Annotated in this window: 21 protein-coding genes; 11 read left to right on the forward strand and 10 right to left on the reverse strand. The window is 63.1% G+C overall.

Annotated elements, in window-relative coordinates:
• Nucleotides 1–13: 13 nt before the first annotated feature.
• On the forward strand, nucleotides 14–1,384 hold the full coding sequence (locus YUO_RS0120385; protein ID WP_028348945.1) for a TIGR03808 family TAT-translocated repetitive protein: 1,371 nt from the start codon (nucleotides 14–16) through the stop codon (nucleotides 1,382–1,384).
• A 23-nt stretch (nucleotides 1,385–1,407) separates the two neighbouring features.
• On the opposite strand, the gene YUO_RS0120390 is transcribed toward YUO_RS0120385, so the two are convergent.
• From YUO_RS0120390 to YUO_RS0120405, 4 genes are all read right to left on the reverse strand, one after another.
• Nucleotides 1,408–1,953: a TIGR03809 family protein gene (locus YUO_RS0120390; protein WP_028348946.1), complete on the reverse strand. Its 546-nt coding sequence runs from the start codon at nucleotides 1,951–1,953 to the stop codon at nucleotides 1,408–1,410.
• Nucleotides 1,954–2,501: 548 nt separating this feature from the next.
• On the reverse strand, nucleotides 2,502–4,235 hold the full coding sequence (locus YUO_RS0120395) for a S8 family serine peptidase (protein ID WP_028348947.1): 1,734 nt from the start codon (nucleotides 4,233–4,235) through the stop codon (nucleotides 2,502–2,504).
• Between the two features lie 35 nt (nucleotides 4,236–4,270).
• The gene (locus tag YUO_RS0120400; protein ID WP_028348948.1) at nucleotides 4,271–4,981 is read right to left on the reverse strand and encodes a zf-HC2 domain-containing protein; all 711 of its coding nucleotides are present in this window, start codon (nucleotides 4,979–4,981) and stop codon (nucleotides 4,271–4,273) included.
• Nucleotides 4,978–5,547 carry a sigma-70 family RNA polymerase sigma factor gene (locus YUO_RS0120405; RefSeq protein WP_028348949.1) on the reverse strand — a complete coding sequence of 190 codons (570 nt, stop codon included), beginning with the start codon at nucleotides 5,545–5,547 and terminating at the stop codon, nucleotides 4,978–4,980. The genes YUO_RS0120400 and YUO_RS0120405 overlap by 4 nt, the downstream gene beginning before the upstream one ends.
• A gap of 414 nt (nucleotides 5,548–5,961) precedes the next feature.
• Between YUO_RS0120405 and YUO_RS0120410 the strand changes: the two genes are divergently transcribed.
• On the forward strand, nucleotides 5,962–7,110 hold the full coding sequence (locus YUO_RS0120410; RefSeq protein WP_028348950.1) for a GGDEF domain-containing protein: 1,149 nt from the start codon (nucleotides 5,962–5,964) through the stop codon (nucleotides 7,108–7,110).
• A gap of 61 nt (nucleotides 7,111–7,171) precedes the next feature.
• Nucleotides 7,172–8,281 (forward strand): DUF2336 domain-containing protein, encoded by a 1,110-nt coding sequence (locus tag YUO_RS0120415; protein ID WP_028348951.1) that lies wholly within the window; start codon nucleotides 7,172–7,174, stop codon nucleotides 8,279–8,281.
• 203 nt (nucleotides 8,282–8,484) lie between these two features.
• Here YUO_RS0120415 and YUO_RS0120420 read toward each other — a convergent pair whose 3' ends face one another.
• Together YUO_RS0120420 and YUO_RS0120425 are read right to left on the reverse strand one after the other, a co-directional pair.
• Nucleotides 8,485–9,123 carry an NrsF family protein gene (locus tag YUO_RS0120420; RefSeq protein ID WP_028348952.1) on the reverse strand — a complete coding sequence of 213 codons (639 nt, stop codon included), beginning with the start codon at nucleotides 9,121–9,123 and terminating at the stop codon, nucleotides 8,485–8,487.
• Between the two features lie 2 nt (nucleotides 9,124–9,125).
• Entirely contained in the window at nucleotides 9,126–9,671 is a 546-nt protein-coding gene (locus YUO_RS0120425; protein ID WP_028348953.1) for a sigma-70 family RNA polymerase sigma factor, read from the reverse strand.
• Between the two features lie 350 nt (nucleotides 9,672–10,021).
• Between YUO_RS0120425 and YUO_RS0120430 the strand changes: the two genes are divergently transcribed.
• Nucleotides 10,022–10,699, forward strand: a complete 678-nt coding sequence (locus YUO_RS0120430) for a hypothetical protein (protein ID WP_028348954.1) — start codon at nucleotides 10,022–10,024, stop codon at nucleotides 10,697–10,699.
• 112 nt (nucleotides 10,700–10,811) lie between these two features.
• Nucleotides 10,812–11,591: an enoyl-CoA hydratase gene (locus YUO_RS0120435; RefSeq protein WP_028348955.1), complete on the forward strand. Its 780-nt coding sequence runs from the start codon at nucleotides 10,812–10,814 to the stop codon at nucleotides 11,589–11,591.
• Between the two features lie 104 nt (nucleotides 11,592–11,695).
• On the opposite strand, the gene YUO_RS0120440 is transcribed toward YUO_RS0120435, so the two are convergent.
• The gene (locus tag YUO_RS0120440) at nucleotides 11,696–13,543 is read right to left on the reverse strand and encodes an acetyl-CoA hydrolase/transferase C-terminal domain-containing protein (protein ID WP_028348956.1); all 1,848 of its coding nucleotides are present in this window, start codon (nucleotides 13,541–13,543) and stop codon (nucleotides 11,696–11,698) included.
• Nucleotides 13,544–13,884: 341 nt separating this feature from the next.
• Between YUO_RS0120440 and YUO_RS0120445 the strand changes: the two genes are divergently transcribed.
• The 5 genes from YUO_RS0120445 to YUO_RS0120465 all read left to right on the forward strand — a co-directional run bounded on the left by YUO_RS0120445 (nucleotide 13,885) and on the right by YUO_RS0120465 (nucleotide 18,689).
• Nucleotides 13,885–15,297: a TolC family outer membrane protein gene (locus tag YUO_RS0120445; RefSeq protein ID WP_028348957.1), complete on the forward strand. Its 1,413-nt coding sequence runs from the start codon at nucleotides 13,885–13,887 to the stop codon at nucleotides 15,295–15,297.
• A 217-nt stretch (nucleotides 15,298–15,514) separates the two neighbouring features.
• Entirely contained in the window at nucleotides 15,515–15,937 is a 423-nt protein-coding gene (locus tag YUO_RS0120450; protein ID WP_028348958.1) for a hypothetical protein, read from the forward strand.
• Nucleotides 15,930–17,030 carry a hypothetical protein gene (locus YUO_RS0120455; protein WP_028348959.1) on the forward strand — a complete coding sequence of 367 codons (1,101 nt, stop codon included), beginning with the start codon at nucleotides 15,930–15,932 and terminating at the stop codon, nucleotides 17,028–17,030. The genes YUO_RS0120450 and YUO_RS0120455 overlap by 8 nt, the downstream gene beginning before the upstream one ends.
• Nucleotides 17,020–17,364 carry a hypothetical protein gene (locus tag YUO_RS41220; protein WP_051379533.1) on the forward strand — a complete coding sequence of 115 codons (345 nt, stop codon included), beginning with the start codon at nucleotides 17,020–17,022 and terminating at the stop codon, nucleotides 17,362–17,364. The genes YUO_RS0120455 and YUO_RS41220 overlap by 11 nt, the downstream gene beginning before the upstream one ends.
• 149 nt (nucleotides 17,365–17,513) lie before the next feature.
• Entirely contained in the window at nucleotides 17,514–18,689 is a 1,176-nt protein-coding gene (locus YUO_RS0120465) for a LysM peptidoglycan-binding domain-containing protein (RefSeq protein WP_028348960.1), read from the forward strand.
• Between the two features lie 329 nt (nucleotides 18,690–19,018).
• Here the strand turns inward: YUO_RS0120465 and YUO_RS0120475 are convergent, their stop codons facing one another.
• Nucleotides 19,019–20,617, reverse strand: coding sequence for an FAD-binding oxidoreductase (locus YUO_RS0120475; protein ID WP_028348961.1), 1,599 nt, complete (start codon nucleotides 20,615–20,617; stop codon nucleotides 19,019–19,021).
• Nucleotides 20,618–20,769: 152 nt separating this feature from the next.
• On the opposite strand from YUO_RS0120475, the gene YUO_RS0120480 reads away from it, so the two are divergent.
• Complete coding sequence (locus YUO_RS0120480; RefSeq protein WP_028348962.1) at nucleotides 20,770–21,735, forward strand: amidohydrolase family protein; 966 nt, start codon at nucleotides 20,770–20,772, stop codon at nucleotides 21,733–21,735.
• Here YUO_RS0120480 and YUO_RS41230 read toward each other — a convergent pair.
• Both YUO_RS41230 and YUO_RS0120490 read right to left on the reverse strand, forming a co-directional pair.
• Entirely contained in the window at nucleotides 21,723–22,631 is a 909-nt protein-coding gene (locus YUO_RS41230) for a methylenetetrahydrofolate reductase (protein ID WP_051379534.1), read from the reverse strand. The two genes, YUO_RS0120480 and YUO_RS41230, sit on opposite strands and share 13 nt — an antisense overlap.
• A 15-nt stretch (nucleotides 22,632–22,646) precedes the next feature.
• Complete coding sequence (locus tag YUO_RS0120490; RefSeq protein WP_235782770.1) at nucleotides 22,647–24,110, reverse strand: hypothetical protein; 1,464 nt, start codon at nucleotides 24,108–24,110, stop codon at nucleotides 22,647–22,649.
• Nucleotides 24,111–24,182 lie beyond the last annotated feature (72 nt).

Below are 24,182 nucleotides of genomic sequence, written 5' to 3' on the forward strand. Positions count from 1 at the left end.
AGGGTCATCAGCCATGGACATGAACCGCCGCCATCTCATTGGAGCATCCGCCGCCGGTATGGCCGGTGCGCTGGCGATGTCGCCTGACGCTGCGCCCGCAGCGCCCCTCACCTCCACGCTCGGCCGCGACGTCACGCAATATGGCGTCCGCCCCGGCAGCCCGGACGATCAGACAGCGAAACTGCAGCGCGCGATCGACGAGGCGGCGCGCGCGCAGGTGCCGCTGGCGCTGCCGCCGGGGATCTATCGCACCGGCATGCTGCGGCTTTCGAACGGCACGCAACTGGTCGGCGTCCGCGGCGCGACCAAGTTCGTGTTTACCGGCGGCGCCTCGATGCTGCAGAGCGAAGGCGCCAACAGCGTCGGCCTGACCGGCATCACCTTCGACGGCAGTCGCATTCCGCTGCCGACGCGCCGCGGCCTGGTGCACTGCCTCGGCGGTCGCGACGTCCGGATCGCCGACTGCGAAATATCAGGCAGCGGCGGCAACGGCATCTGGCTCGAGCAGGTCTCGGGCGATATTTCCGGCAATATCTTCACGAAAATCGCGACCACCGCCATCGTATCCTTCGACGCGCTCGGCCTGATCGTGGCGCGCAACACCATTACCGATACCAATGACAACGGCATCGAAATCCTGCGCACCGCGATCGGCGACGACGGAACGCTGGTTCTCGACAACCGGATCGAGGATATCAAGGCCGGCCCCGGCGGCTCCGGGCAGTATGGCAACGCCATCAACGCCTTCCGCGCCGGCAATGTGATCGTGCGCGGCAACCGCATCAAGAATTGCGACTATTCAGCCGTGCGCGGCAATTCGGCGTCCAATATTCACATCACGGACAACAGCGTCAGCAATGTCCGCGAGGTCGCGCTCTATTCGGAATTTGCGTTCGAAGGCGCCGTGATCGCCAACAATACCGTGGATGGCGCCGCCGTCGGCGTCTCCGTCTGCAATTTCAACGAGGGCGGACGCATCGCCGTCGTCCAGGGCAACATCATCCGCAATCTGCTGCCGAAGCGGCCGATCGGCACCGCGCCCGACGACGACGCCGGGATCGGCATCTATGTCGAGGCGGACTCCACAGTCACAGGCAATGTGATCGAGAACGCGCCGTCGTTCGGCATCATCGCCGGCTGGGGCAAATATCTCCGCGACGTCGCGATATCAGGCAACGTGATCCGCAACGCCTTCGTCGGCGTCGGCGTATCGGTGCTGCCAGGCGCCGGCACGGCCCTGGTCAACAACAACATGATCTCGGAAACCCCGCGCGGCGCCGTGGTCGGGCTCGATCACGCCCGCACCATCACGACCGATTTGTCGGCCGAAGGCGCGCAGCGTTACGCGCAGGTGGTGGTGAGAGGCAACTCGGTCAGGCGGTAGTTCGCTCTCCTCGCCCACCCCGCCTACAGCGCGTTGCGCAACGCCGGATAGCGTTCCTTCATCGCGTCGAGATCGATCGCCGGGAACGGCATCTCATCCAGCGCCAGCACATCCGGCACGGACGGCGCCTCGTCCGCCACGACGAGTTGGCTTTCCAGCGCGACCAGAACATCGGCGGGAACGTCGCGCGGCGGCGTGGCCGCAATCGGCGGCGGCGCGGCGACAATCGGTGGCGACTGCAGTTGCGGCTGAAGCTGCACGACCGGCGGACGATAGCCCTCGTCGCGCGGCAGCGGCGTCAGCAGCAGCGGCGTCGTTCGACGGCGGCCCAGCCAGGCCATATCGATCTGCGTGTTGTCGAGCGAAGCTTCGCGGCTCAACAGGTCACGCCAGGTTGCGACGGCGGCCTTGGCTTCCTGGATGTTTTCGAGGAATTCGCGTTCGGTGTGGAAGCGGCGCCAGCGCCCGGTCTCGAACAGTTCAGTGAGGTATTCCAACCGTTGCTCGGCAAGGCTGCACCAGCGCGCAACGATGTTGCGGCCACGTGCCACGTCTGCAGGATGTGCCATAAATCAGCCCGTAAGAGAGAGACGGACGCAGACGCAACCGAGACGAATCAGTGGGATGTGACGGGGGATATTCTGTGGAAAACTTTTTCGTTGTCCAGTGCGTGAAGCTACAGGAATACGCAACAATCGAAGAAACCCGCACAAATACGGGTTAATCCACTCTATTCGCGATCAAGCCGCACAGCAGCATGGTCACGTTGCGCAGCGAGCCTCGCTCATTTCATTTTGGAAGATGCACGGGGAAATTGCGCATCGTCCAGACGAGTCGCAAAACTTGCAGTTGCAAGCCGTCACGGTGCCGCACGAAACGCAGCTTCGTCCAAAAACCTGAGCTGAAAATGAAAGACCCGTCCGGGGGGACAACCGGACGGGTCAAGCTATATGGGCGCTTGGGGTGGATGGGCGCTCGCGCCGAATACAGCCTATGGGGAGGGATTACCGCTCCCACGTAGATAAGTCGCGACACCCTCCCCGGACGTTCAAAACGCCGGACGATTTTTTTAACCTTGTCTTCAGGGACGATCGTCGGAAAATCGCTGCGCGGCAGGCTATTTTGCGGCGTTTGCGGCCGATTTGTCCGCTGCGATCGAGGCCGAGGCGTCGTTCAATGCGCGGCTCACGGAAGTGTTATCCGCGGCCGGGTCATGCGCCGGCGCTTTCTCCCCCGCAGGCCTACCGGAAACCGAAGCAAGCGGAACCGCAGGTGCGGCGGCCGCGGCGGTAACGGCGGCAAAGGCATCGGCCTCGCCTGCCCCAAACTGATCGTCACGGCCGGGGGTGCCGAGATCGCGGGCGGTCCTGGTCAGAATTGCGCGAACATCGCCCGGCTTCAACGAAGGATTGCGCTCCATCATCAGCGCCGCGACGCCGCTGATATAGGCGGCGGAGAACGAGGTGCCCGACGTGATCTGGTATTTTTCATCGGGCGCCGGCAGGAAGATATCCGCGCCCGGTGCAGCAACCGCGATGTGGTTGCCCCGGTTCGATGCCGCAAACGGTCTTTCCTGTGCGTCGGTGCCACTCACCGCAATGACATTGGGATTGGCGGCCGGATAGAGCGGCGGCGATTTCGCGCCGGCATTGCCGGCCGCAGCCACCATCAGGATGCCACGAGCTGCGGTAGCGGCGATGCCCCGCTCGATCAGCGGATCCTTGGGGCCGGCAAAGCTCATATTGACGATCTGCGCGCCGTGCTCGGCCGCGTAGTCCAGTCCCCGAAGGATTACATAGGACGTGCTCTCCGCGCCCTTCGATCCCGCGCCGAACGCGCGGATCGCGATCAACCTCGCCTCCGGTGCGCTCCCCAATAGCTTGGCATGCGCCACGATCGCGCCGGCAATGCCCGTGCCATGGACATGCGGACCTTCCTTGCTTCCGAGCGCATCGAAACTGTCGGCAACCGAATTGGCGAGTTCGGGATGCTTGGCGTCGATGCCTGAATCGATCACCGCAATGGTGACGTTCATGCCGCGGACGAGCGCGTGCGCCTGTGGCAGCCGAAGCTGGGCGACGGCGTATTGCGCGTCGCCCGCGGTCGAAGCCTTCTTCTGATCCTGCAGGAAGTAACGGAAATTGAGCTGCACCGAACGCACGCTGGCATCGGCCGCGAGTTCGCGGCGCACGGTGTCCACCGGCCGGTTATCGACGATGCGAAACAGGCCGATGGTGCCGCCGAGCAACGGGAAGTTCTGCGACGCGATGCGTTCCAGGCCGTGACGCCGCGCCAGTTCGTCGGCTTCGGCGGTGGATAACGCGCCGTCGATTTCGGCGACGAGCTCGTTCTTGACCGCGCGCAGATTGACCGCCGCCTGTGCGTTGTTGTTGTTGCCCGATCCGCCCTTGCCCTTCTTGGCCGAGGCGCCGTTGCCGCCGCCGGCCGACATCACCGGACGATCGAAGCACTCGCCGTCCGGACCACGAAGCGCATATGCACAAGCCGGATAGAGGTTGGGCGAAAACCGCGCATGGGGCAGCGTCGACGGCACACCGGCCCCCGGACGGACTCTCAGGGTCGAACTCATGGTGCCGATCCGGGACGGCGGTGTCCGCGCGACGGTATCGGCGCGCATGGCCGGCCGCGCCGCAACGGTCGGACTGATCCGCGGCGTCACTGTCGGACTGATGGTTGGTACCCGCGAGCCAACGTTCAGACTGGGGGTGCGCATGATGCTTTGCGCATGCACCGCCGAGGGTCCGAAAGCGATTAACGGCAACAGCGCGGCCGACACCGCCCATGCCGCACGCTGGGTCCTTGTCCACCAACTCACGCCATCATGAACCATGGGACCTCAGCTTGCCCGGCCAGCGCCAGGCGGCCTTACGGCGTTGCCACCGCCAGGCTGACGATTTTCTCGCGCTGCAGCCTGCTCAGCAGGCCAGCAACCTCGTCCTTGCTCATCGCCTTGTTGCCAAACTGCAGCCGGAACATGCCGCCCTTGGCACCATCGATCGAGGCCTGGTAGTTGTCGAGCAGCGCCGTGATGTCGGCGATGCGCGCTTCAGGCGCGAACCGCACCAGCGCGCGCGGCGGCGCGACGCTGCCTGCGAGATCGCGCGTAATCGGCGCCGATGGCCGCTCGTTCAGGCTTAGCGACGCCGTCTCGAACAACGCGGTCTGGTTTTTCATCAGTACGGCGCCGATCACGCCGGCCTGCAGCACGAGCGCTACGGCACCGAGGCTCGCCGACCAGGCGAGCGTACGCGGCGACAGGCTTGCGAAAAATTCCGATACGCGCGTGGACAGGCTCACCGAGCGAGAGGGCTCGCGCACAGGCTCCGCGTCGATTGCGGCAAACAGCTTCTGCATGGCGCGCGTGGACGGTGCACCCAGGCTCTCGTTGAGGCTGATCGTCCCGGCGTATTCTTCGCGGATGACGGCATACTGCCGGGCAAGCTCGGGATCCCCGGCAAGCGCTTCCTCGACGCGGCGCGCATCGCGCGCGCTCAAGGTGCCGGCCGCGTGGAAGGGCAACAGCATCTCGATTTCGCTGGGCTCGTGATCCAGCATTTTTTTGCTCGCTGCCATCATGGCCAACCTCGCTCTATGCCTGCTGCCTTGAGCAACTCGGCCAATTTCTTGCGCGCATAAAACAGGCGCGTCTTAACGGTGTTCTCCGGAATACCGACGATTTCGGCCACCTCTTCCACGGACTTCTCGTGGTAGTAGACGAGATCGACGATCTCCCGATGCTCTGCCGAAAGGGCCGTCAGGCACTTGCGCAGCGCTTCACCCGTATCCTTCTTCTGCACCACCACTTCCGGATCGTCGGACGTATCCTCGATCGCGTTCGCGGTTTCCTCGTCCAGCCCAACGTCCTTGCGGCGTCTGAGTGCCGAAAGAGCCTTGAACCGCGTAATCGCCAAGAGCCAGGTGGTAACGGCGGATCGGCCCTCGAACTTGCCAGCCTGACGCCACACATCGAGAAAAACCTCGCTGATGAGGTCTTCCGCGACCTGTTCGTCCCTTACGAGCCGAAGCCCGAAACGGAACACCCTGACATGGTGCCTTCCGTAAAGCACCTGCATGGCGAGCCGGTCGCCTTGAGCGATCCGAGCGATCAGAATTTCGTCTGAAGCCGCCTGTGTCGCGCTCAATGGCCGTCTCGCAAGGTTGGTCGGACGGGGGTGGCCGGCGGTTCGATGTGAAGAGTGAGATTCTTCACATTACGGCAATGCCCAAATCGCATGTGTGATCTACCCCACAGATGGGCATTGCCCGCCCATTTTGCCGCGAGAAAGGAGCTAAACCCTTGGATTGGTACCATAATACGGAAACGCTTTCCTGAAAACGCGCCCACAACCTTAGCAAGGCTTCGCCGGCAGGGCAGCATTTGCGTGACGCCCAGGGTTCCCGCACAGCCAGGTTCCGCGCTATCGGAATTCGGCAGATTTCCATTGCGAAATCAGCAATGGCCGGGTTTTAACGGAGCCGATTCGGCTTCAAAAGATACCAAACCTAAAGGCTTTATTCCCTAAAGTTTCGTCGGGCATCACCAACAGCGGCGGGACATGAGCGGCGCGGCATCATTGCTTCAGGGGCAAGACTCTCACAATGCGACCGCGCGCGTCGCCCGCCTGCCGCAGGAGTTATTGAAGCGCCGGGCCGGCCAGCGCCGCCAGATGTTGGCCGTGCAAGGCGTCAGCTATTTGCTCATCACCTCGGTCCTGCTGGTCTATTGCTACGCCGGCACCGTCCCGATCATCATTCCATCGGCCTATTTCCTTTCCGGCATCGGGTTGGTGTCGGTGTTTGTCGTGTTGTCGGAAGCCCACTTCAACGACCGGTTCGAGGACCATTATCTCACGATCTTCCAGGTCGCCGGCCACGTCGCGCTCCAGCTCTGCTTTCTGCTGGCCGCGCCGCAGATCGGATTTGCCTTCCTGAGCGTCGTATTCCTCATCTTCGGATTCGGCGCGCTGCGGATGACGTCCTGGCAGGCCATCATCACCTGGACCCTGACCATCGTCGGCCTGGCGCCGATCTTCCTGTTTGCCAGTACCCCGATCGGCCTGCCGATTACCACCCAGACCGAACGCGTCGCGGCCATGCTTTCCTTTGTCCTCACCATCGGACAATGCGCCTTCGTGGGGCTGTACGGCTCTACCATGCGCAAGATGCTCTATGACCGCAGCTTCGAACTGAAGGCGGCGTACAAGCGGATCGAGGAGCTTGCTGAACTCGACGAACTGACCGGGTCGTCCAACCGCCGCAGCATCATGCGGATGCTGGAGGAGGAGATCGCCCGCGCGAGCCGCAGCGGATCGCCCTGCTCGATCGCACTGATTGACCTCGACTGGTTCAAGCGCATCAACGACGCCTACGGTCACCCGATCGGCGACGAGGTGCTGCGGACATTCTCGATCACCATGTTTGCCAACATCCGCAGCATCGACCGGTTCGGCCGATATGGCGGCGAGGAATTCCTGCTGGTGCTGCCCGACATGGACGTCGACCAAGCCATGCACGCGCTCGACCGGTTGCGCGCCATTATTGCCGATCTCGACTGGAGCGCATTCTCGCAGGGCATGAAGGTGACGATGTCGGCAGGCGTTGCAACGCTGAACCCGAACGAAACATCAGACACATTTCTCGCGCGCGCCGATAGTGCGCTTTATGCAGCCAAGGCGCAGGGACGTAACCGGATTACCAGCGCCTGATCCGACATATTTCAGCTCCGGCGGCGAAGAAGCTCCGCCGCTTTTGCTCCAGGACAGAGTCATGATTTCGAAGACCGCTACCTCTCCTTCTCCCGGAAACCTGCTCGACGAACTGCAGTCCACGCTTGCGCACGGAACCGTCGCTCGCCGGGTAGAGACGCTGCGCCGGGTGACCGATCTCTTCATCAACGGCGCGGTGGATTATTCGGACGAGCAGGTCGGCCTGTTCGACGATGTCTTCCAGTGCCTGATCGACCACATCGAAACCTCGGCCAAGATGCTGCTGGCCAACCGTCTCGCTCCGATCGACACTGCCCCGCCGCTCACCATTCGCGCGCTTGCATTCGACGACGTCATCGAGGTGGCTGGTCCTGTGCTGTCGCAATCGATGCGGCTCGACGACAAGACCCTGATCGAGAATGCGCGCAGCAAGAGCCAGGCGCATTTGATGGCGATCTCGACCCGCAAGACGCTGAGCGGCGCGGTCACCGACGTGCTGGTCCAGCGCGGCAACGATCAGGTGATCCAGTCGACCGTCAACAATCCCGGCGCGGAATTCACCGAGCGCGGCTTTACCCGCCTCGTCAGTCGCGCCGAAGGCGACGACAATCTCACCGCCTGCATCGGCATGCGTCCCGTGCCGCGGCATCTCTACCTGAAACTGCTCGCCAAGGCCTCCGACACGGTGCGACAACGGCTGGAGGCCGCCAATCCGCAACAGGCGGCCGAGGTGCCAAACGTGGTCAAGGAGGCAACGCTGCGCGCGCGTTCGGCGACCTCTGATATCACCAAGAACACGGAGATTGCGCACGCGCTGATCAAGTCGCTGTACGAGCACGGCCGGCTCGACGAATCCGAACTGGCATCGTTTGCCGATGCCGGAAAATTCGACGAGGTCAACGCCTCGATTGCGGCGCTCGCCAACGTGCCGGTCGCGATCGCCGAGAACATGATGATCGAAAGCCGCGCCGAAGGCGTGATGATTTTGGCGAAGGTCGCAGGGCTGTCATGGTCGACGGTCAGGACCATCATCAGGATGCGCGACGAACTGTCCGGCGGGGAGCCGACGGATCTTGGCGCCTGCAAGGACACCTATGAACGGTTGCGGCCTTCGACGGCGCAGCAGGTGCTGCGCTTCCACCGCATGCAGCAGAACGTACCGGCGGCATGAGCTTTCTTACCCTCCCCTGGAGGGGTCCGAGACGAGCGAAGTTCGCTCGTGGGTCGGCTCACATTGAGCGCAGCGAAATGCGAGACGGGGTGGGGTGATCTCTCCACACGGGCACTGTCGGAGGTGGAGAGACCGTCACCCCACCTCGGTTCGCATTTCATGCGAACCGATCCTCCCCTCCAGGGGAGGATAAGAGAGCAGCTTCAATATCTGAGCAGCTTCGCTCCGGCGAGCGCGCCGATCGCTGCCACCAGCGCGGTCGCGATCGTGTACCAGGTCGCGACGAACAGCGGTGAATCATCCGTGCAATGCGAGGCATAGAGCGTTGCCGCCAATCCCGCCGACAACAATCCGGCGTTGGCGCCCGCCAATGCAGGCCGCGACGGGGCACCGTGACGCAATCCGAGCAGGGCGCCGGCCAGGATCGGCAACGACAGCAGCGCGATCGCCGTCAGACAGACCCACGAATTCTTGCCGACCAGCCGCGTCATCATCGGCAACCGTTGCGGCATCATCATTTCGCCGCCGATTCCGGCGGTCAAAATTCCCACCGGCGCCAGCAGCAGCCAACCAAATCCGCGCAAGGAAGCTTCAGGCCGCGACAGATGCAGGCTGACGGCAATCGCCGAGATCGCGAGCGCCAGCGTCACTGCGAATTTTAGGTCGAAGAACGGATTGCGCATCGCAACCATCACGTCGGGCCTGACGCCGAGCTCAGTGAAGAACATCAACAGCGAAACCGGTGCCGCGGCCAACAGCGCCAGCATCAGCGCGAAGCCGACCGGCCGCGCGCGGTGCGCGTTGTCGGCCGCCAACGTTCGAATGAGCTGATCGGTATCCATGCTCAATTTTCCCGCAACTTCGCCGTCAAGCTGGTTAGCCCCCGGTGCAGCGCCACCCGCACCGCGCCCTCGCTCATCGAAAATTTCGCCGCCGTATCCTTGATCGAGGCGCTGTCGACCGCGATCGACTGCAGCACGTCGCGCTGCCGCGCTGGCAGCGTCTGGAGCTGGGCGGCGACTTCGCTTGGCGAAGCCGTTTCGGCCGGCGTTTCGCCCGGCAGCGTCTCGGCGAAATCGTCAATATCGACGAAAATGCGCCGGCCGCGGCGGCGCAGCGCGTCGATCAGCTTGTTGCGGGCGATCGCGAACAGCCATGGGGCAAATGGGGCGGTGACATCCCAGGTATGCCGTTTCAGATGGACCGCCAGCAAAATGTCCTGCACGATGTCCTCGGATTGATCGACCGGTTGCCCTGCCCGCGCCAGACCACGGCGCGCCGCCGCCCGGAGCACCGGCGTGACGGCCTTGAGCAGGCGATGATACGCCGAGCTGTCGCCTGCAATGGCCGACCGCATCAGGCCGGTCCATTCGTCATCCCGTTCGCGCACCCGCGCTCCTACCCTGTAATTCGGTCGATCTTTCAATTTGTTACATCAGGACCATCCGATCACGAACTCGTGATCGAAGGTCCCGCGGGCAGCTTGGGCTGGCTTCCTATCCGGGGAATCGGGGGGACAGCCGGCTGCGCGATGGCAGGCTCATAACATCGATTGCGCAGGCTCGCATCCGGCCTAGCTCGCTAATTCCGCGCCGGCAAAAATGCCCGCCGGCACGTCGGCTGACCGACATTGCCCAGCTTTTGCCCGGTGTTGCCCGAAGATTCCCATTTTCCGCCGTGCTGTGGACACCTGGGGGGTCTCATTTCGCCGCCGGGCGGCGGCCAATGGGGAGATTCGACATGACGATCCGAGCCAGCGCGGGGTCGGCCTTCATTCTTGCTGCAGGGCTTTTGTTGGGTTTCGCAGCACCATCGCCGGCGACGGCGGCCGGCGCCGATGACGCGGCGGTGTCGAAACCGGAGAGCGCGACGTCCGAGAAGTCCGCCAGGCAGGGTTCGCGTTCCCTGAAGAAGCGCTCCGACCATCGCAAATCCACGCGTGCGGCATCGAAATCCGTCGAGAACAAGCAGCCTGAGGAAAAGCAGGTCGCCGATGCGAGCGGCGGCACTCCGCCCGGGATGCCCGAATGGCTCGCCAACGCCAACGCGCAAATGACGGCAGCCGATGCGCCGGCCGACAGCGCCAAGGGAATGTCGGCGGCGATGTCTGAGAAGGCCAACACCGTCCTGCAAACGGCGGCGGACAAGCCGGCTGACGCCGAGGCGCCGGCCGATGCTACCGTAGTTGCCTCCGACGAGCTCAACGATGTCGATCGGGCGCTGCAGGCGACTCCGGCTGAGGGCTCCGCCACGCAGACGGTCGCGATGGCCTCGACCAAACCTGCATCGGAAGCCTCCGATCAAGCCGTCAGCAACGAGAGTTCCACCCTGGACAAGACCTCGCTGATCGGAAAGATCTTCATCGCCTTCGGCGCCCTGCTGACGGTGGCATCGGCCGCGCGCATGTTCATGGCGTAGCTATCGGAATACCGGACGCGGCATCCCCGGATCCCGGATCCGTTCCAGCCCACTTGAAGCCCATCCCGGCAGCGGGCACATTGCCCGCGAAAAGGACCATCCGGGGTGGATCATGGCAACGTTCGAGAACATCATTGTCGAGAGCAAGGGCGCGGTCGGCATCATTACGCTGAACCGGCCGAAAATGCTCAACGCGCTGTCGTTCGGCGTGTTTCGTGAAATCGCTGCCGCGGTCGATGACCTCGAGGCCGACGACAAGATCGGCTGCATCCTGCTCACCGGCAGCGAAAGGGCATTCGCCGCCGGCGCCGACATCAAGGAGATGCAGCCGAAAAGCTTCATCGACATGTTCTCCAGCGATTTCACCGCCATCGGCGGCGATCGCGTCGCCACCTGCCGGAAACCGACGATCGCGGCCGTCAGCGGCTATGCGCTCGGCGGCGGCTGCGAGCTTGCCATGATGTGCGACATCATTATCGCCGCCGATACCGCCAAATTCGGCCAGCCCGAAATCACGCTCGGCACCATCCCCGGTATCGGCGGCACCCAGCGGCTGACGCGTGCGATCGGCAAGTCCAAGGCGATGGACCTCTGCCTCACCGGACGCATGATGGATGCGGCCGAAGCGGAGCGTTCCGGCCTCGTCAGCCGCGTCGTGCCGGCCGACAAATTGATGGAAGAAGCGCTCTCAGCCGCGGAAAAGATCGCCTCGATGTCGCGGCCCGCGGCCGCGATGGCCAAGGAAGCCATCAACCGCGCGTTCGAGACGCCGCTGTCGGAGGGCATGAATGTCGAGCGCAACCTGTTCCACTCGACGTTCGCGCTGGAAGATCGTGCCGAAGGCATGGCGGCGTTTATTGAGAAGCGCAAGCCGGTGAACAAGAACAGGTAACGCCGAGTTCCAGTTTTGTAGGGTGGGCAAAGGCGCGCAGCGCCGGGCCCACCATTCTTGCGCTCCGCACAAAGTGATGGTGGGCACGCTACGCTTTGCCCACCCTACGGGACCCGCGCAAGCGCCGCGTTGACCAGCGCGCGATAGGCACGTTCGGCAAACGTCGTCGGCTGATCGAGGCCTAGCCGCGCCAGGCATTCGCGGTTCGAGGCATCCGGCGGCTGGGTCATTCCCTGCCACAGCAATCCCGGCAAAAGCAGCGGCATCCGCTGCGCTTCCCGCAGCAACTGCAGGGCCGGTATCAGCCGCTGCTCGACCTCGGTAAAATCGCTACCGAATGGAAACGGCGGCAGCAGCCCGGCCTCGCGCGCGGGCTTCAAGGCATCCGCGATCCGCTGCGGAAAGTTCTCGCGATGCGCGCGCGAAATCTCGAACTCCTTCGGCAGCTTGCCGGCATCCTTGGCGATCTTGACCAGTTCATCCTGGAAGCGGGAATCCGTGACCGCGAGCATCGCCGCGATGGTCTCGGCGTCCGATTTGCCCCTGACATCGGCAACACCGTATTCGGTGACGAAGACGTCGCGCAAATGCCGCGGGATGGTCTCGTGACCGTAGTTCCAGCGGATGTTGGAGTGCGTCCTGCTGCCCGCCTGCCGCGTCGCTTCCAGCGCGAGAATCGACCGCGCGCCTTGAAGCGCGAACGCCTGCGCGACGAAATTATACTGGCCGCCGACGCCGCTGACGACCTGGCCGTTGTCGAGACCATCGGAGACCGCTGCCCCCATCAGCGTCGCCATCATCGCGTTGTTGACGAAGCGGGCATCGGTGCGCGCGCGGCGCTTGGCATCCTCGTCGCCATAGAGTTCGTTGGTGAACGATACCGGCATCATCTGGATGCGCGCGAGCTGGTCGGACGGCATCTCGCGCAACGCGCGATAGAACGATTTCGGCCCGAGGAAAAATGCGCCGTGCAGCACGACGCCGTCGACCTTGCGCTTGAGAATATCGGCCTCGATCAGATTGAGAAACGCCTCAATCAGCATTTCGCTGACCCCATACAGCCCCTTCGCGAACGGCGCGCTCTCCACCGGCTCCACGCCGGGCGCGAGGCGCTTCATGATGGCGCGGAACTGCGCACTGTCCCGATGACGGACGATCAGCCCCTGCGCCAGCGCATCGCCGACTTGCCCGATGCCGATCTGCAGCGTGCCGCCATCAGGTACGAGACTCGCAGCGTGAAGCCCAATCGCGTATTTGGTGTCGCTGACCGGCTCGGCCGGCGGGGCGAACAGCGGGAACTCCGTCGCGGGGCTATCGAGCACGGCGGAAAATTCGTCCCCCGGCAGATCGCCTGCACCCGGCATGAACGGCAGTTCTGAATTGACTTGCGCGAACACTTTGAACGAAGCGCGCCCCTCGGCGCGGGCACGCAGCAGATCAAGCGCTGTGTCGGTATTGCAGCTCAGGCTGTAACGCGTCGCGCCATCGACCACGCGCTTGGCCACCAATGGCGTGACGACATTGAGCCCGCGCGCCAGCAAATACGATGCAGCATGGGTATAGTTCGCGGAGATGTAATGCTGCTGCGCGAATGGCACGTGCAGCCATTTGCCGGCCAGGAAGAAGAACTCGATCACCTTGACGTTGGGCGGCAGTTCTCCGGCATGCAGTGCATTGGCATAGGCGAGGTCAGGATAACCACCAAACAGACGATCGATCACCGGACTGATGAAACGTTGTTCGAGCAGGCTCGAGGGCCGCGGCTTTTCCAGCGTCAGTGCCGAAAATAACGTCAGCTTGATCGAACGGTCGGCCAGTGCGCGTGCATAGAGCGCGTTGACGATGTGGTTAGCCTTGCCGAGCCCGAGCGGCAATCCAACCACGAGATTGGTTCCGATATCGCGGATGATATCCTCCGCGATCGCTTCGGGATCGGAAAACAGCTTTGGCATCGAATGCGAACCTAGGGCGTAGTAGGCAGCCGCCCTGGAATCGGACGCCAGCCACGAGAGCTATAGCCTATCTTCACCCAAGATTCGTCTGTGACGAACCGGCAACAGCCAAGCACGGACTTTCACCGAATTAATGTACTGATGTCGCGCGGCAGTTTGCCTGTGGCCATGGCGCCCCCTAAACAGGTAGACGAACCGAGGATGTCGGCGGGGGCGGACGGACAGTGCATGATCCGGAATGACGGGTAACCGTCATTCCCTGTGATCATGCTCAAACAAGAAGATTGAGCGGGATGGCTCGAAGCAGGGTTATCACGTTCTCGTGTTGACTACGGAATCAAATGGCTACGCGCGCCGCCAAGGTTGGCTACGTTGAACGGTTACTTCGATCGGGCATTTGCCTTGCTGTGGCCTGCCTCGCGTTTGCGGCGCCGGCCGCGCATGGTGAAAGCCTCCCCGAGGCGCTGGCCAAGGCCTACCAGACCAATCCCGCGCTCAATGCCGAACGCGCCCGCCAGCGCGCCACCGACGAGAACGTGCCGCAGGCGCTTTCGGGTTATCGGCCGCAGATCGTCGCTACTCTCTCCGCCGGCTTTCAGGCGGTGCGCAACCTCTTGCCCGACAATACCGTCCAGTCGGCGAACCTGAAGCCCTGGACCATCGGCCTGACCGTGTCCCAGACGTTGTTCAACGGCTTCAGGACCGCCAACAGTGTACGCGTGGCAGAATTGCAGGTGCAGGCAGGTCGCGAGGCGCTGCGCAATGTCGGTCAGGGCGTGCTGCTGGATGCCGTCACGGTCTACACCAACGTTCTCGCCAACCAATCGCTGGTCGAAGCCCAGCGCGCCAACGTCGCGTTTCTGCAGGAAACGCTCGGCATCACCCAGAAGCGTCTGAATGCCGGCGACGTCACGCCCACCGACGCTGCGCAGGCCGAGGCGCGTCTGAGCCGGGGTCGCGCCGATTTGAATGCCGCTGAGGTCAATCTGGCCGTCAGCCAAGCGACTTATCTTCAGGTCATCGGCAACGCGCCGAACCTCCTTCGCCCCGCTGACACCGTCGACCGCCTGCTGCCGCGCAGCCGCGATGACGCCACCGGGATGGCCTTCCGCGCGCATCCCGCCGTGATGGCGGCAAGCTTCGATTTCGACGTCGCCACCACCTCGATCCGCGTCGCCGAAAGCAGCCTGATGCCGACCATCACGCTGCAGGGAAGCGTCAGCCGCAGCAAGGACTCAGACCCCACACTTGGCACCCGCGGGACCGACCAGGCTTCCGTGACCGGCCAGCTCACGCAGCCGATCTATGATGGCGGCATGGCCGCCTCACAGACTCGACAAGCCAAGGAAATCGCAGCGCAAAGCCGGCAGGTGCTGGACCAGGTCCGCAATCAGGCCCGCACCGCCGCGGTCGGCGCCTGGGTCGCTAATGAAGGCGCCAAGATTGCGGTCACGGCATCGGAAGCCGAAGTGCGGGCTGCCACCGTCGCGCTGGAGGGTGTGCAGCGAGAGGCGGCGGGCGGCCAGCGCACCACGGTCGACGTGCTGAACGCGCAGCAGGATCTGATCTTGGCAAAGGCGCGGCTGATCGGTGCGCAGCGCGATCGCGTCATCGCCTCCTATACGCTCTTGAGCGCAATCGGCCGCCTCGACGTCAAGAATCTCGGCCTCAACACGCCGGACTATCTGCCGGAAGTGCACTACCATCAGGTGCGCGACGCCTGGCACGGCCTGCGAACGCCATCCGGGCAGTAGGTTGTATCCCCCGGTTATTCCGGGGCGATGCGAAGCATCGAACCCGGAATCTCGAGATTCCGGGTCTGGTCCTTCGGACCATCCCGGAATGACGACAAATGCGGTGTTAACCGGACGCTGATCATGTCCGGTATTTTCAGTCGCCAGCAACGACGCCCTGCTCAAGACAATTGGAAAACTCTAGACTGGACCGAGATTCGAACCGGCCGGAGACATCATGGACATCATCAGATTGTGCGCCTGGGGCTATGCCGCCCTGCTCGGCTTCGTCATCCTCAGCGGCTACATCCCGGCGTTCATCGATGCCAATGACATGATCTTCGGCCTGTTTCGCCGCACCTGGTATGCCGACGGACTGCATCTGGTGTCGGCGCTATGGGCGGCAATTGCGGCGATGACCTCGCGTCGCGCCTCGGAATTGTTTTTTCAATTGTTCGGCGTGTTCTATTTCGCCGATGGCGTGCTCGGCCTGCTCACCGGCAGCGGTTATCTCGATTTCGGCATTCTGATCAACGGCGTCCTCAACCTGCCGCTCTCGACCCGGTTTTTCGCCAACGCGCCGCATCTCGGCCTCGGCGGCGTGGCGATCGTGATCGGCTATCTGCTCGCGCCGCGGACGCGGACCGCCGTTCATGCTTAGGTGGCTGCGGCGCATCCTGGCTGTCGTCGCGATCCTGATTGCGCTGACGGTGCTTTTGCCACTGGCCTATATCGAGGGCATGTGCCGGCCCGCGGCCAGCACATCGGCCTCGACCGCGCCGGCCGTCACCCTGCCCGCCATCGATGAGCCGGGCTACCGGCGCAAGCTGAACAACACGTTCTTCACGTTCCCCGAATGGTACATCGTTTATTCGTTCGAGGATTTCGGCCGCTTCCTCGACCGCTCCAGCGAAAGCCGTTTCAACTATCTTGGCCACATCTTCGGTTTCTGGCGCAGCTTCTGCACCATCAATCGCGCCGTGCCCGCAACGGGAGAATCGCTGGCCGAAGTGAAGACGATGATTTACGTGATCGGCGTCAGCTATTCCGTGGAATATGCCGTCAAGGGATTCTACGAGAATACCATCGGCCGCGTGTTCGAATGGATCAGGGGCGAGAAGCGCACCCCGCAGGATGAGTTCGGCCGCGCCGTGCTGCAGGACTATGCCGCGTTCCTCTACACCGTCCCCTGGTACAAATACCCGTTCAGCGAGAAGCTCGACGGCCTGATGGCAATTTCGGCGCCGACGCCAAGCAGCTTGCGTAGCCGGGAGCGCGACTTCGCGCTCGGCGCGGAATACTTCGTCAAGATCGGTTACGCCGCGCTGATTCAGAAGGCGCTCGACGCCAGCAATGACACCGAGCCACGCGACATCATGTTTGCCGTCGCGACGCTGCCGCCGGAGGTATTGGTAAAAGAACCGCGCATCAAGCCGATCCGCGCGCTCAACGCACAATGGCAGCTCGTGCAGACGCCGCGCTACAAGGCGTTCACCGACATCCTGCAGCGGCTGCTGGATCGGGGTTATGGGGTTGCAGAGATCGCGGGCAATCACGACATCCTTATCACCGTGATTGCGCCCGACGCCGCCAAGCTCGATATCAAGGGTACGATGGAGCTGTTTTCACTGGAGCTGGATGCGAAGCCTGGCTTCCGCCGGGTGGGCCTGAAGGCAAGGATCGACCGTCTCGTCGATATCAACCGCGAGCTCAAGGCCAGGGGTGCAAGTATTGAGCACTTCTATGACTATTGACGGACGTCAGCGCGGCGGTGGGCGTTGGGGCCAGATTGCCGGCGCGCTTGCCCTCGTCGTGTGCGGCTGGCTTGCCGTTGTCACCGCGTTGACCTTCGGCTCACCCCCCGGCAAGTCAATGGCGGTCATAGGTCCGCCGTCCCAGGCGCTGGCCGCGATCGCCAAGGCCAACGGCCGCATTCTTGCGTCGAACAGCTACGTCACCATCGCACGTTCCGACGACGCCGATTTCGTCGGCCGGCTCTACGCGGCCGGCGCGCTATTGGTGCTCGACGCCGAACAGGCCGGCGGCTGCAGCGGCCTGCCGCCGAATCGGTTCACCGCGCAGCTTTGAGGGACCAGGGTTCCAGCCATCCTCGCCCGCCCGGCTCGAACGGTTTAATCCTCTGTACTTGCAGCCTGTCTGCCGGCTTTAGTATCCATTTCGGTCGGAATCCCTGTATAATGGAGGTGGGCCGATCTTCCGGCCGATGGGCTGAGACCATGATCAAGACGCCAATGAACCGAGTGGTCGTGCCCCTGATAGGGCTTGTTGTGGCGACTAGCGTCGCAGCGCTGGTTGCCGTCCAGTACATCCGGCGCGAGCCGATTGCTGACAAGGCCGCAAGCGTCGCGCCGAAGCCGGCCACTGACGAGCGGCTCAAGGGACCGACGCTCGCAAGCGCACAGGCGGAGGCAAACGCCGTGGCAGCCGCGCTGGCCGGATCGACGGCCGCGCCCGAGAGCGGCGACGGCGGACCGGCGTTCGACGTCGCCCGCATCGAGCCGACCGGCGAAGCTGTCATCGCGGGACGCGCGGCGCCGGGCGTCACCGTGGAACTGCTGCGCAATGGCGAGCTGCATGATCGCGCGGTCGCGGATCAATCCGGACAATTCGTGATGATCCCGCGCCCGCTTCCGCCAGGCACCTACGATCTGACGTTGCGCGCCAAGCAGCCCGACGGCAGAGAGATCATGTCCAAACAGAGCGTCACGGTGGCGCTTGAGCCGAACCTGAAGGAACAGCCGGTAGTAGCCCTGATAACGCCAAACAAGCCTACCGTCGTGATGTCACAGCCGGCCCAGGCGAAGCCGGACACCGCTGCGGTGGTTGTGGAGGCGGTCGAGATCGAGGCCGGCGGCAAATTCCATGTGAGCGGCCGCGCGCGCTCGGGCGCTCCGGTGAGGCTCTACCTCAACGACAGCTTCATTGCGTCGGTAACGGCGGCGGCGGACGGACGCTTTGCCGTCACGATCAATAAAGGAATCGGCCCCGGGAACTATCGCGTAAGGCTGGACGAGGTGGATTCGAAGTCCGGCGTGGTGCGTGGACGCGCCGAGGTGCCGTTCAACGCGCCCGACCCGGTGGTTACCGCCTCGGTACCGCCGCAGACCTCACCTTCCAAACCAGACTCCGTCGCCCTGCCGAAGTCTCAGGTGGCGGATGCCACGGCTGCCACCCTGCCGGACGTCACGAACTCCTCCATCGTCGTGGTGCCGAAGATCACGACCACCACGGTATCGCGCGGCGACAGCCTGTGGCGCATCAGCCAGGCCACCCTCGGCGCGGGCACGCGCTACGCGACGATTTACAAGGCCAACCGAGAGCAAATCCGCAATCCCAACCTCATCTATCCCGGCCAGACCTTTGTCATTCCCAACCGGGAAGCCAATCCTTAAGGGGTGCTCAAACGGACTTTCATGCTCCTGCCGTTCTAAAAAAATGGCCTTCGAAAAACAACGAACGCGTCAAAGGCACTGCTTGGTCGGCTCCGTACTCGGTGCTTGATGGCACCTTGGACGAATGCATCACCAAGTTTCTGGAGCAACCGCTCAGCCAACGTCATCTCTACGAGATTCATACCGTCCCACAGGGCGATTTGATCCCCAAGACTATCTCCGCCGAACTCGTCGTTGAACTTGCGAGGCTGCGCGATTTCTTGTGATGTCCATGCTTGCCATCCCGCTTTTGCCGAGCGATGCATGATGCTCGGGATGGCAGACAGGCTTCACGACGAGTACTTCTGGTAAAACGTATTGGTGAACAACTCGCCCGGATCATACCTCCGCTTCGCTGCGAAGAAATCGCTGATCTCCGGGTATGAGCGCTGCAACTGGTCCTTCGAATAGTAGAGCTGGTAAGGCAGGAAGAACCGGCCCTTGTGCGCGATGGTGAGGTCGATCAGTTCTTCCGTCGCCTTCTTCATCCGCCGGTTGCCCTCTTCGTCCGTGGTCTGGTTAATGTAGAGCACCAGCGAGAATGCCGGCTCGGGCGAATAAGTCAGGAAATTATTTTCCTGATGCACGACCCGCACCGACGCGTTCAGCAGATTGGTCTTGTTGTCGGTCAGCACCTTGCGCATGCCGTCGACAAACGAGACGAACTGGCTGCGCGGGATGAAATATTCATGCAGGATGTCGGTATCGTCCGGCAGCGAGTTGCGCAAATAGGGTACGGAATCGTGCATGGGGTCATTGCGGTTGACGAGACAGGCCTCCGCCGATCCGATCGCTTGCGCGCGCGTCACCGTGCAGTTTTCCATCCGATGCTCGATGTGCTTCTCGGACAGCCATTTTATCTCCTGAAACAGCGGCCCTTGCTTGGAGAGGTTGATGGTCAGCCGCCGCAGTTTGGTGCCGCTGACCTCGCCGAGTGGCTGCCGCTTGAAATCGGTGCCGTCGACCTTCGTATAAGTGTAGAGCAGCAATTCCTTCAGGAACGTGCTCGGCGCGGTCGAGAGATGGCCGTACATCAGGCCGACATTGCTGTCCTTCTCGATCTCGCCGGCGAACAGCGCCGGAAACTCCTGGTAGTCCATCACGCGACGGCCGGTCTGGTAGACGAGGTTGTCGGCAATATCGAGCTCGGCCTCGACGATCACGCCGAACAGGCCGTAACCGCCGACCACGAGGTTGAACAGATCCGCATTCTCAGTCGACGATACCGTGCGCAGCGAACCGTCCGCCAGCATCACCTTCATCGACTTGATCGATTTCGCAAGCGCGCCGGCCTGATGGTCCATGCCATGGGCATTGACCGAGATCGAGCCGCCGACGGTGAAGATGTCGGTCGACTGCATGGCGCGCACCGCAAAGCGCGGATGCAAGACGTTCTGGATGTCATGCCAGGTCGCGCCCGGCTGCACAGTGATGGACCGCGCGCTCTCGTTCAGCACGATTCTGTTAAAGCCGCGCATGTCGAGCACAATGCCGCCCTTGCGGAAGGCGTGTCCACCCATGCTGTGGCGGACGCCGGCGGTGGTGACGGAGAGCTTGTTGTCGCGCGCAAAGGCCAGCGTCTTTGCAATATCCTCGACGCTGCGCACCGCGACCACGCCATAGATTTCGGTCTTGTTGAGACAGCTCGCATCATTGATGCTGCCGCCAAGCTGCGACCATTTCACGTCCTTGAGCGGCGCTATCGACTTGATTCGCTCCAGATCGATTTTCGCCTGCTCGCCGCCGCCGACCGCCGGGCCGCAACCCTTTTCCCCGGTAGGATCGGCGGCCAGCGCCTGAAGCTTGCGGTAGCTGTAAACGCCGAGCAGCACGACGACCACGGCGGCCACGGAGACGCCGGTTTTGAACTTTTGCGAAAATTTCTGCATGAACTGATTCCAGGGGATTGCGGGATATTCCGGGCGGGCCGATCTTTAGTCAAATTTGGGCGGCTTCTGGTTCGATAGACCGGTTGCGTTACCGAAGCGATAAGCCGGAGCGGACAATTGCGGAGCTGCCGCATACATGTGAGAGAACACCAATGCTGACGCGACGCAGTATGATGCTTGCCTCCATCGCAGCCGGAGTGATCATGAACAATAGAACCGCCTCTGCCAAAGCGGCGCAGCCGGCAACGCCGGTGAATTTCGATGTACCCGCCGGCGCCTGCGACTGCCACACCCATATCCACCCCGATCCCGAAAAATTCCCGTTCTTCTCCGGCCGCGTCTATACGCCCGAACTGGCCTCGCCCGAGGAAATGACCGCCCTGCACAGGGCGCTGCACATGGAGCGTGTGGTGATCGTCACGCCCTCGATCTACGGCACCGACAATTCGGCCACGCTGTTCGGCATGGCGGCACGGGGGCCGACCGCGCGCGGGGTTGCGGTGATCGACGACAAGACGTCGGAGAGCGATCTCGATGTCATGGGCAAGGCCGGCATTCGCGGTGTCCGCCTCAACCTTGCAACCGGCGGCGTCAACGATCCGAGCGTCGCCCGGCCACGCTTCACAGCCGCCGTAGAGCGCATGAAAGCGCGCGGCTGGCACGTGCAGATTTACACCAACCCGGCGATGATCACCGCGATCAGGGATCTGGTGATGGCCTCGCCGGTGCCGGTCGTGTTCGATCATTTCGGCGGCGCCAAGGCAGACCTCGGCGTCGAGCAGCCGGGCTTTGCCGACCTCGTGGATCTCGTTAAATCGGGCAAGGCCTATGTGAAGATTTCCGGCGCCTATCGCGCCTCCAAACTCGCGCCCGATTACACCGACTGCATCCCGCTCGCCAAGGCGCTGATATCTGCCAATCCCGACCGCATCGTCTGGGGCACCGACTGGCCGCACCCGAACTCGGTCACGCCTGCGGACAAGAAGATTACCGACGTCACGCCGCTGTTTCAGATCGACGACGGGCGGCTGTTGAATCAGCTTCCGGTGTGGGCGCCGGATGCGGCGACCCGCAAGAAGATTTTGGTCGACAATCCGGCACAGCTTTACGGGTTCTGAAGCCCGGCACTCGACATCGCGGCCCGCTGGTGTCCGAACGAATCGCGGTCGTAATTGCGCAGCCAGTCACCGGCCTTGCGCAGGCCGCCGAACGGGAACAGGTGGAATCCGGCGATCGGCGCGGTTGCCGCCGCAGGCGCCGCTCGCAATCCCCGGACGACGTCGTCAGGTCCGGTGTCCGTCAGCAGGCGGCCGAACCGGCCGATCTGGGCCCGCAGCGCGCGCATGGAATTGCCGATGCCGCAGCGGAGCGCGAACTTTGTCAATGTCGCCGGTGTTGCCGGACCGGCCAGGCCGACGATGACAGGCAGATCGATGCCCGCGCGATCGAGGGCGCCGATCCATTCCAGGATCGGCGTGCTCTCGAAGCAGAATTGTGTGACGACATCGACCCGGGCTCCCGTCCGCCTTCCCCAGTCGCGCCATGCCTTGAGGCCGCTCAGCGCGTCCGGCAGATCGAGATAGGGGTGCCCCTCGGGATGACCGGCCACGCTGACGGATGCAATCGCGTGCGCCTCGAGCAAGCCGCTGGCAGCGACATCGCGCGTCGATTTGAACGGGCCTCTCGCAGCGGCGAGATCGCCGGCGATCAGAAGAATGCGCGAGACATCGGCTTCGCCGCGCGCACGCGCCAGGAAATCGTTGAATGCTTCCCGCGAGGCCATTTCGCGCGCCGCGATATGGGGCACCGGATTGTAGCCGGCGCGGCGCAGCGCGGCAGCCGTCTCAATGTTGTGACGGTAATTGTCGCCGGGCAGGAACGTAATCGTGACGTCGGTGCCTCCAGCGAAATGATCGCTCAGCTCCGCGACCTGATGCCCGCGCGAGGAAATTTCGACGGAGGCCTTCGGTAGTAGTACGGCTAATCTGGCGGATGCTTGATCGGAGACGGTCAATGGCGCCTTCCTTTATCATGCCGGCGCGCGGCGGCGCGAGATCACATAGGTTTCGTCGTTGAACCAGAGGCCGCCATGTTTCTTCAGCACGCGGCCGGTGGCTTCGAGATAGCGGCCATCGCGAACCACTTCCGACAACCTGTTGTCCTCGATCTGTGCCACATAGATCGCGGCGTTCCAGGCCGCGAACAGCGTCGAGGTGCCAATCGGGCCGCTGACCTCGTCCGGAAGCGTGTGCATGTGATAGCGGAAGATCGAGCGTGCATCCGAGGACGCATTGAAATTGTAGTGGCGCGCGGCCGCGCCAAGCTCGTGTTTGACCTGGCGCAGGATCGCGTAGCGGTCGGTCTTGAAGGGATCGTCGTCAGGCCAAATCTGGTCGATGATCTCGATGCCGGGATCCTTGCCATGCGAATGGATGCCGATCAGCCGCCCACCCGGGCGCAGCGCCTTGACCAGCGGTGTCACCACTTTCGAAGCCTTGAACTCGACGCTCGCCCGCGCCCGATAGGGCTGCGAGGCGATGACCAGATCGTAATCGGCCATCACGCGGCCGGGCCGCGGCATGATCGGATCGAGCAGGAAGGAATGATCCTCACGCCGCAGCGTCAGGATCACCGGGCGCTGATAGACCGGATTGCCCGTGGTCGGGCTGATGCCGGCGCGCCAGTTCTCGGCGAGAAAGCTTTCGAGCTCGCCAATCTGCTCGGCGAAACCGTGTGCGGTGTTGCCTGATAGCGTGACGTCTTTCCAGATCAGGCCCTGCGCTGACGTGACCGAACGCGGCGTCAGCCACGGCGCCTCGGCGTAATAGAGGTTGGTCACGACCAGCACGGTGGCGGGATGCTCGAACAGGCGGTCCGCCATTTTCTCCAGCATCAGGCGGACATCTTCGTAAGAGATCTCCTTCGCCACGACATAGAGCGGCATGGTGGGAAATCGCGCATGCACCGCCCGCATCACCCGCGACAGCACGGTGCCGTCGCCGACGCCGGCATCGAAGATACGAAGCGCCGGCGGCGCCGGCTGCAGATTGCCGAGCTCGAGCGAAATGCGGTTGCCGACCTCGGTCTTCTCGCTGCAGGTCGAGACGAACAGCAGGTATTTTTGGCGGTTGTCGAAGAACCGGAAGCCCGGCGGCGCGACCGCATTGGCGGCGGCCGTGTCGTTCAGCGGTTTGGCCGAAAGCGAATTGGCCGGCGCGCCGTCCGATTCCGGCCGGTGCTCGGCGAGATAGGCGCGGACCTTGTCGAGCGTGCCGGTCGTGATCCGGGCGCCGTCGCGCAAGCGCGACACCAGCTTGCCGTCATTGACCACCAGCCGCCCGAAGGTCGATTCGGCGGTGCGCGTCTGGCGGCAATAGTCGCGGATTTCTCCGAGGATCTGCTCCGCTGTGGGCGCCGATTTCGCCGACGGCGCGTGGCCGTTTTGTTGCCCTGCGGATCCTTGGCTAGATCCTTGGCTTTCCTCGATCCGCATGGCTTGCTCCTGCGGTTGTCCCTTCTGATATCAAGGAACGGCGGCCGGATCGCGTCAACCACAAACCGAGTG

Origin of the sequence: Bradyrhizobium murdochi, from assembly GCF_000472965.1 — a bacterium.
GTDB lineage: Bacteria > Pseudomonadota > Alphaproteobacteria > Rhizobiales > Xanthobacteraceae > Bradyrhizobium > Bradyrhizobium murdochi.

Bases quoted from the DNA above. Each gene is read 5' to 3' on its own strand.
- YUO_RS0120385 (WP_028348945.1), top strand. From the start codon at position 14: ATGGACATGAACCGCCGCCATCTCATTGGAGCATCCGCCGCCGGTATG.
- YUO_RS0120390 (WP_028348946.1), bottom strand. From the start codon at position 1,953: ATGGCACATCCTGCAGACGTGGCACGTGGCCGCAACATCGTTGCGCGC.
- YUO_RS0120395 (WP_028348947.1), bottom strand. From the start codon at position 4,235: ATGGTTCATGATGGCGTGAGTTGGTGGACAAGGACCCAGCGTGCGGCA.
- YUO_RS0120400 (WP_028348948.1), bottom strand. From the start codon at position 4,981: ATGATGGCAGCGAGCAAAAAAATGCTGGATCACGAGCCCAGCGAAATC.
- YUO_RS0120410 (WP_028348950.1), top strand. From the start codon at position 5,962: ATGAGCGGCGCGGCATCATTGCTTCAGGGGCAAGACTCTCACAATGCG.
- YUO_RS0120415 (WP_028348951.1), top strand. From the start codon at position 7,172: ATGATTTCGAAGACCGCTACCTCTCCTTCTCCCGGAAACCTGCTCGAC.
- YUO_RS0120420 (WP_028348952.1), bottom strand. From the start codon at position 9,123: ATGGATACCGATCAGCTCATTCGAACGTTGGCGGCCGACAACGCGCAC.
- YUO_RS0120430 (WP_028348954.1), top strand. From the start codon at position 10,022: ATGACGATCCGAGCCAGCGCGGGGTCGGCCTTCATTCTTGCTGCAGGG.
- YUO_RS0120435 (WP_028348955.1), top strand. From the start codon at position 10,812: ATGGCAACGTTCGAGAACATCATTGTCGAGAGCAAGGGCGCGGTCGGC.
- YUO_RS0120440 (WP_028348956.1), bottom strand. From the start codon at position 13,543: ATGCCAAAGCTGTTTTCCGATCCCGAAGCGATCGCGGAGGATATCATC.
- YUO_RS0120445 (WP_028348957.1), top strand. From the start codon at position 13,885: ATGGCTACGCGCGCCGCCAAGGTTGGCTACGTTGAACGGTTACTTCGA.
- YUO_RS0120450 (WP_028348958.1), top strand. From the start codon at position 15,515: ATGGACATCATCAGATTGTGCGCCTGGGGCTATGCCGCCCTGCTCGGC.
- YUO_RS0120455 (WP_028348959.1), top strand. From the start codon at position 15,930: ATGCTTAGGTGGCTGCGGCGCATCCTGGCTGTCGTCGCGATCCTGATT.
- YUO_RS41220 (WP_051379533.1), top strand. From the start codon at position 17,020: ATGACTATTGACGGACGTCAGCGCGGCGGTGGGCGTTGGGGCCAGATT.
- YUO_RS0120465 (WP_028348960.1), top strand. From the start codon at position 17,514: ATGATCAAGACGCCAATGAACCGAGTGGTCGTGCCCCTGATAGGGCTT.
- YUO_RS0120475 (WP_028348961.1), bottom strand. From the start codon at position 20,617: ATGCAGAAATTTTCGCAAAAGTTCAAAACCGGCGTCTCCGTGGCCGCC.
- YUO_RS0120480 (WP_028348962.1), top strand. From the start codon at position 20,770: ATGCTGACGCGACGCAGTATGATGCTTGCCTCCATCGCAGCCGGAGTG.
- YUO_RS0120490 (WP_235782770.1), bottom strand. From the start codon at position 24,110: ATGCGGATCGAGGAAAGCCAAGGATCTAGCCAAGGATCCGCAGGGCAA.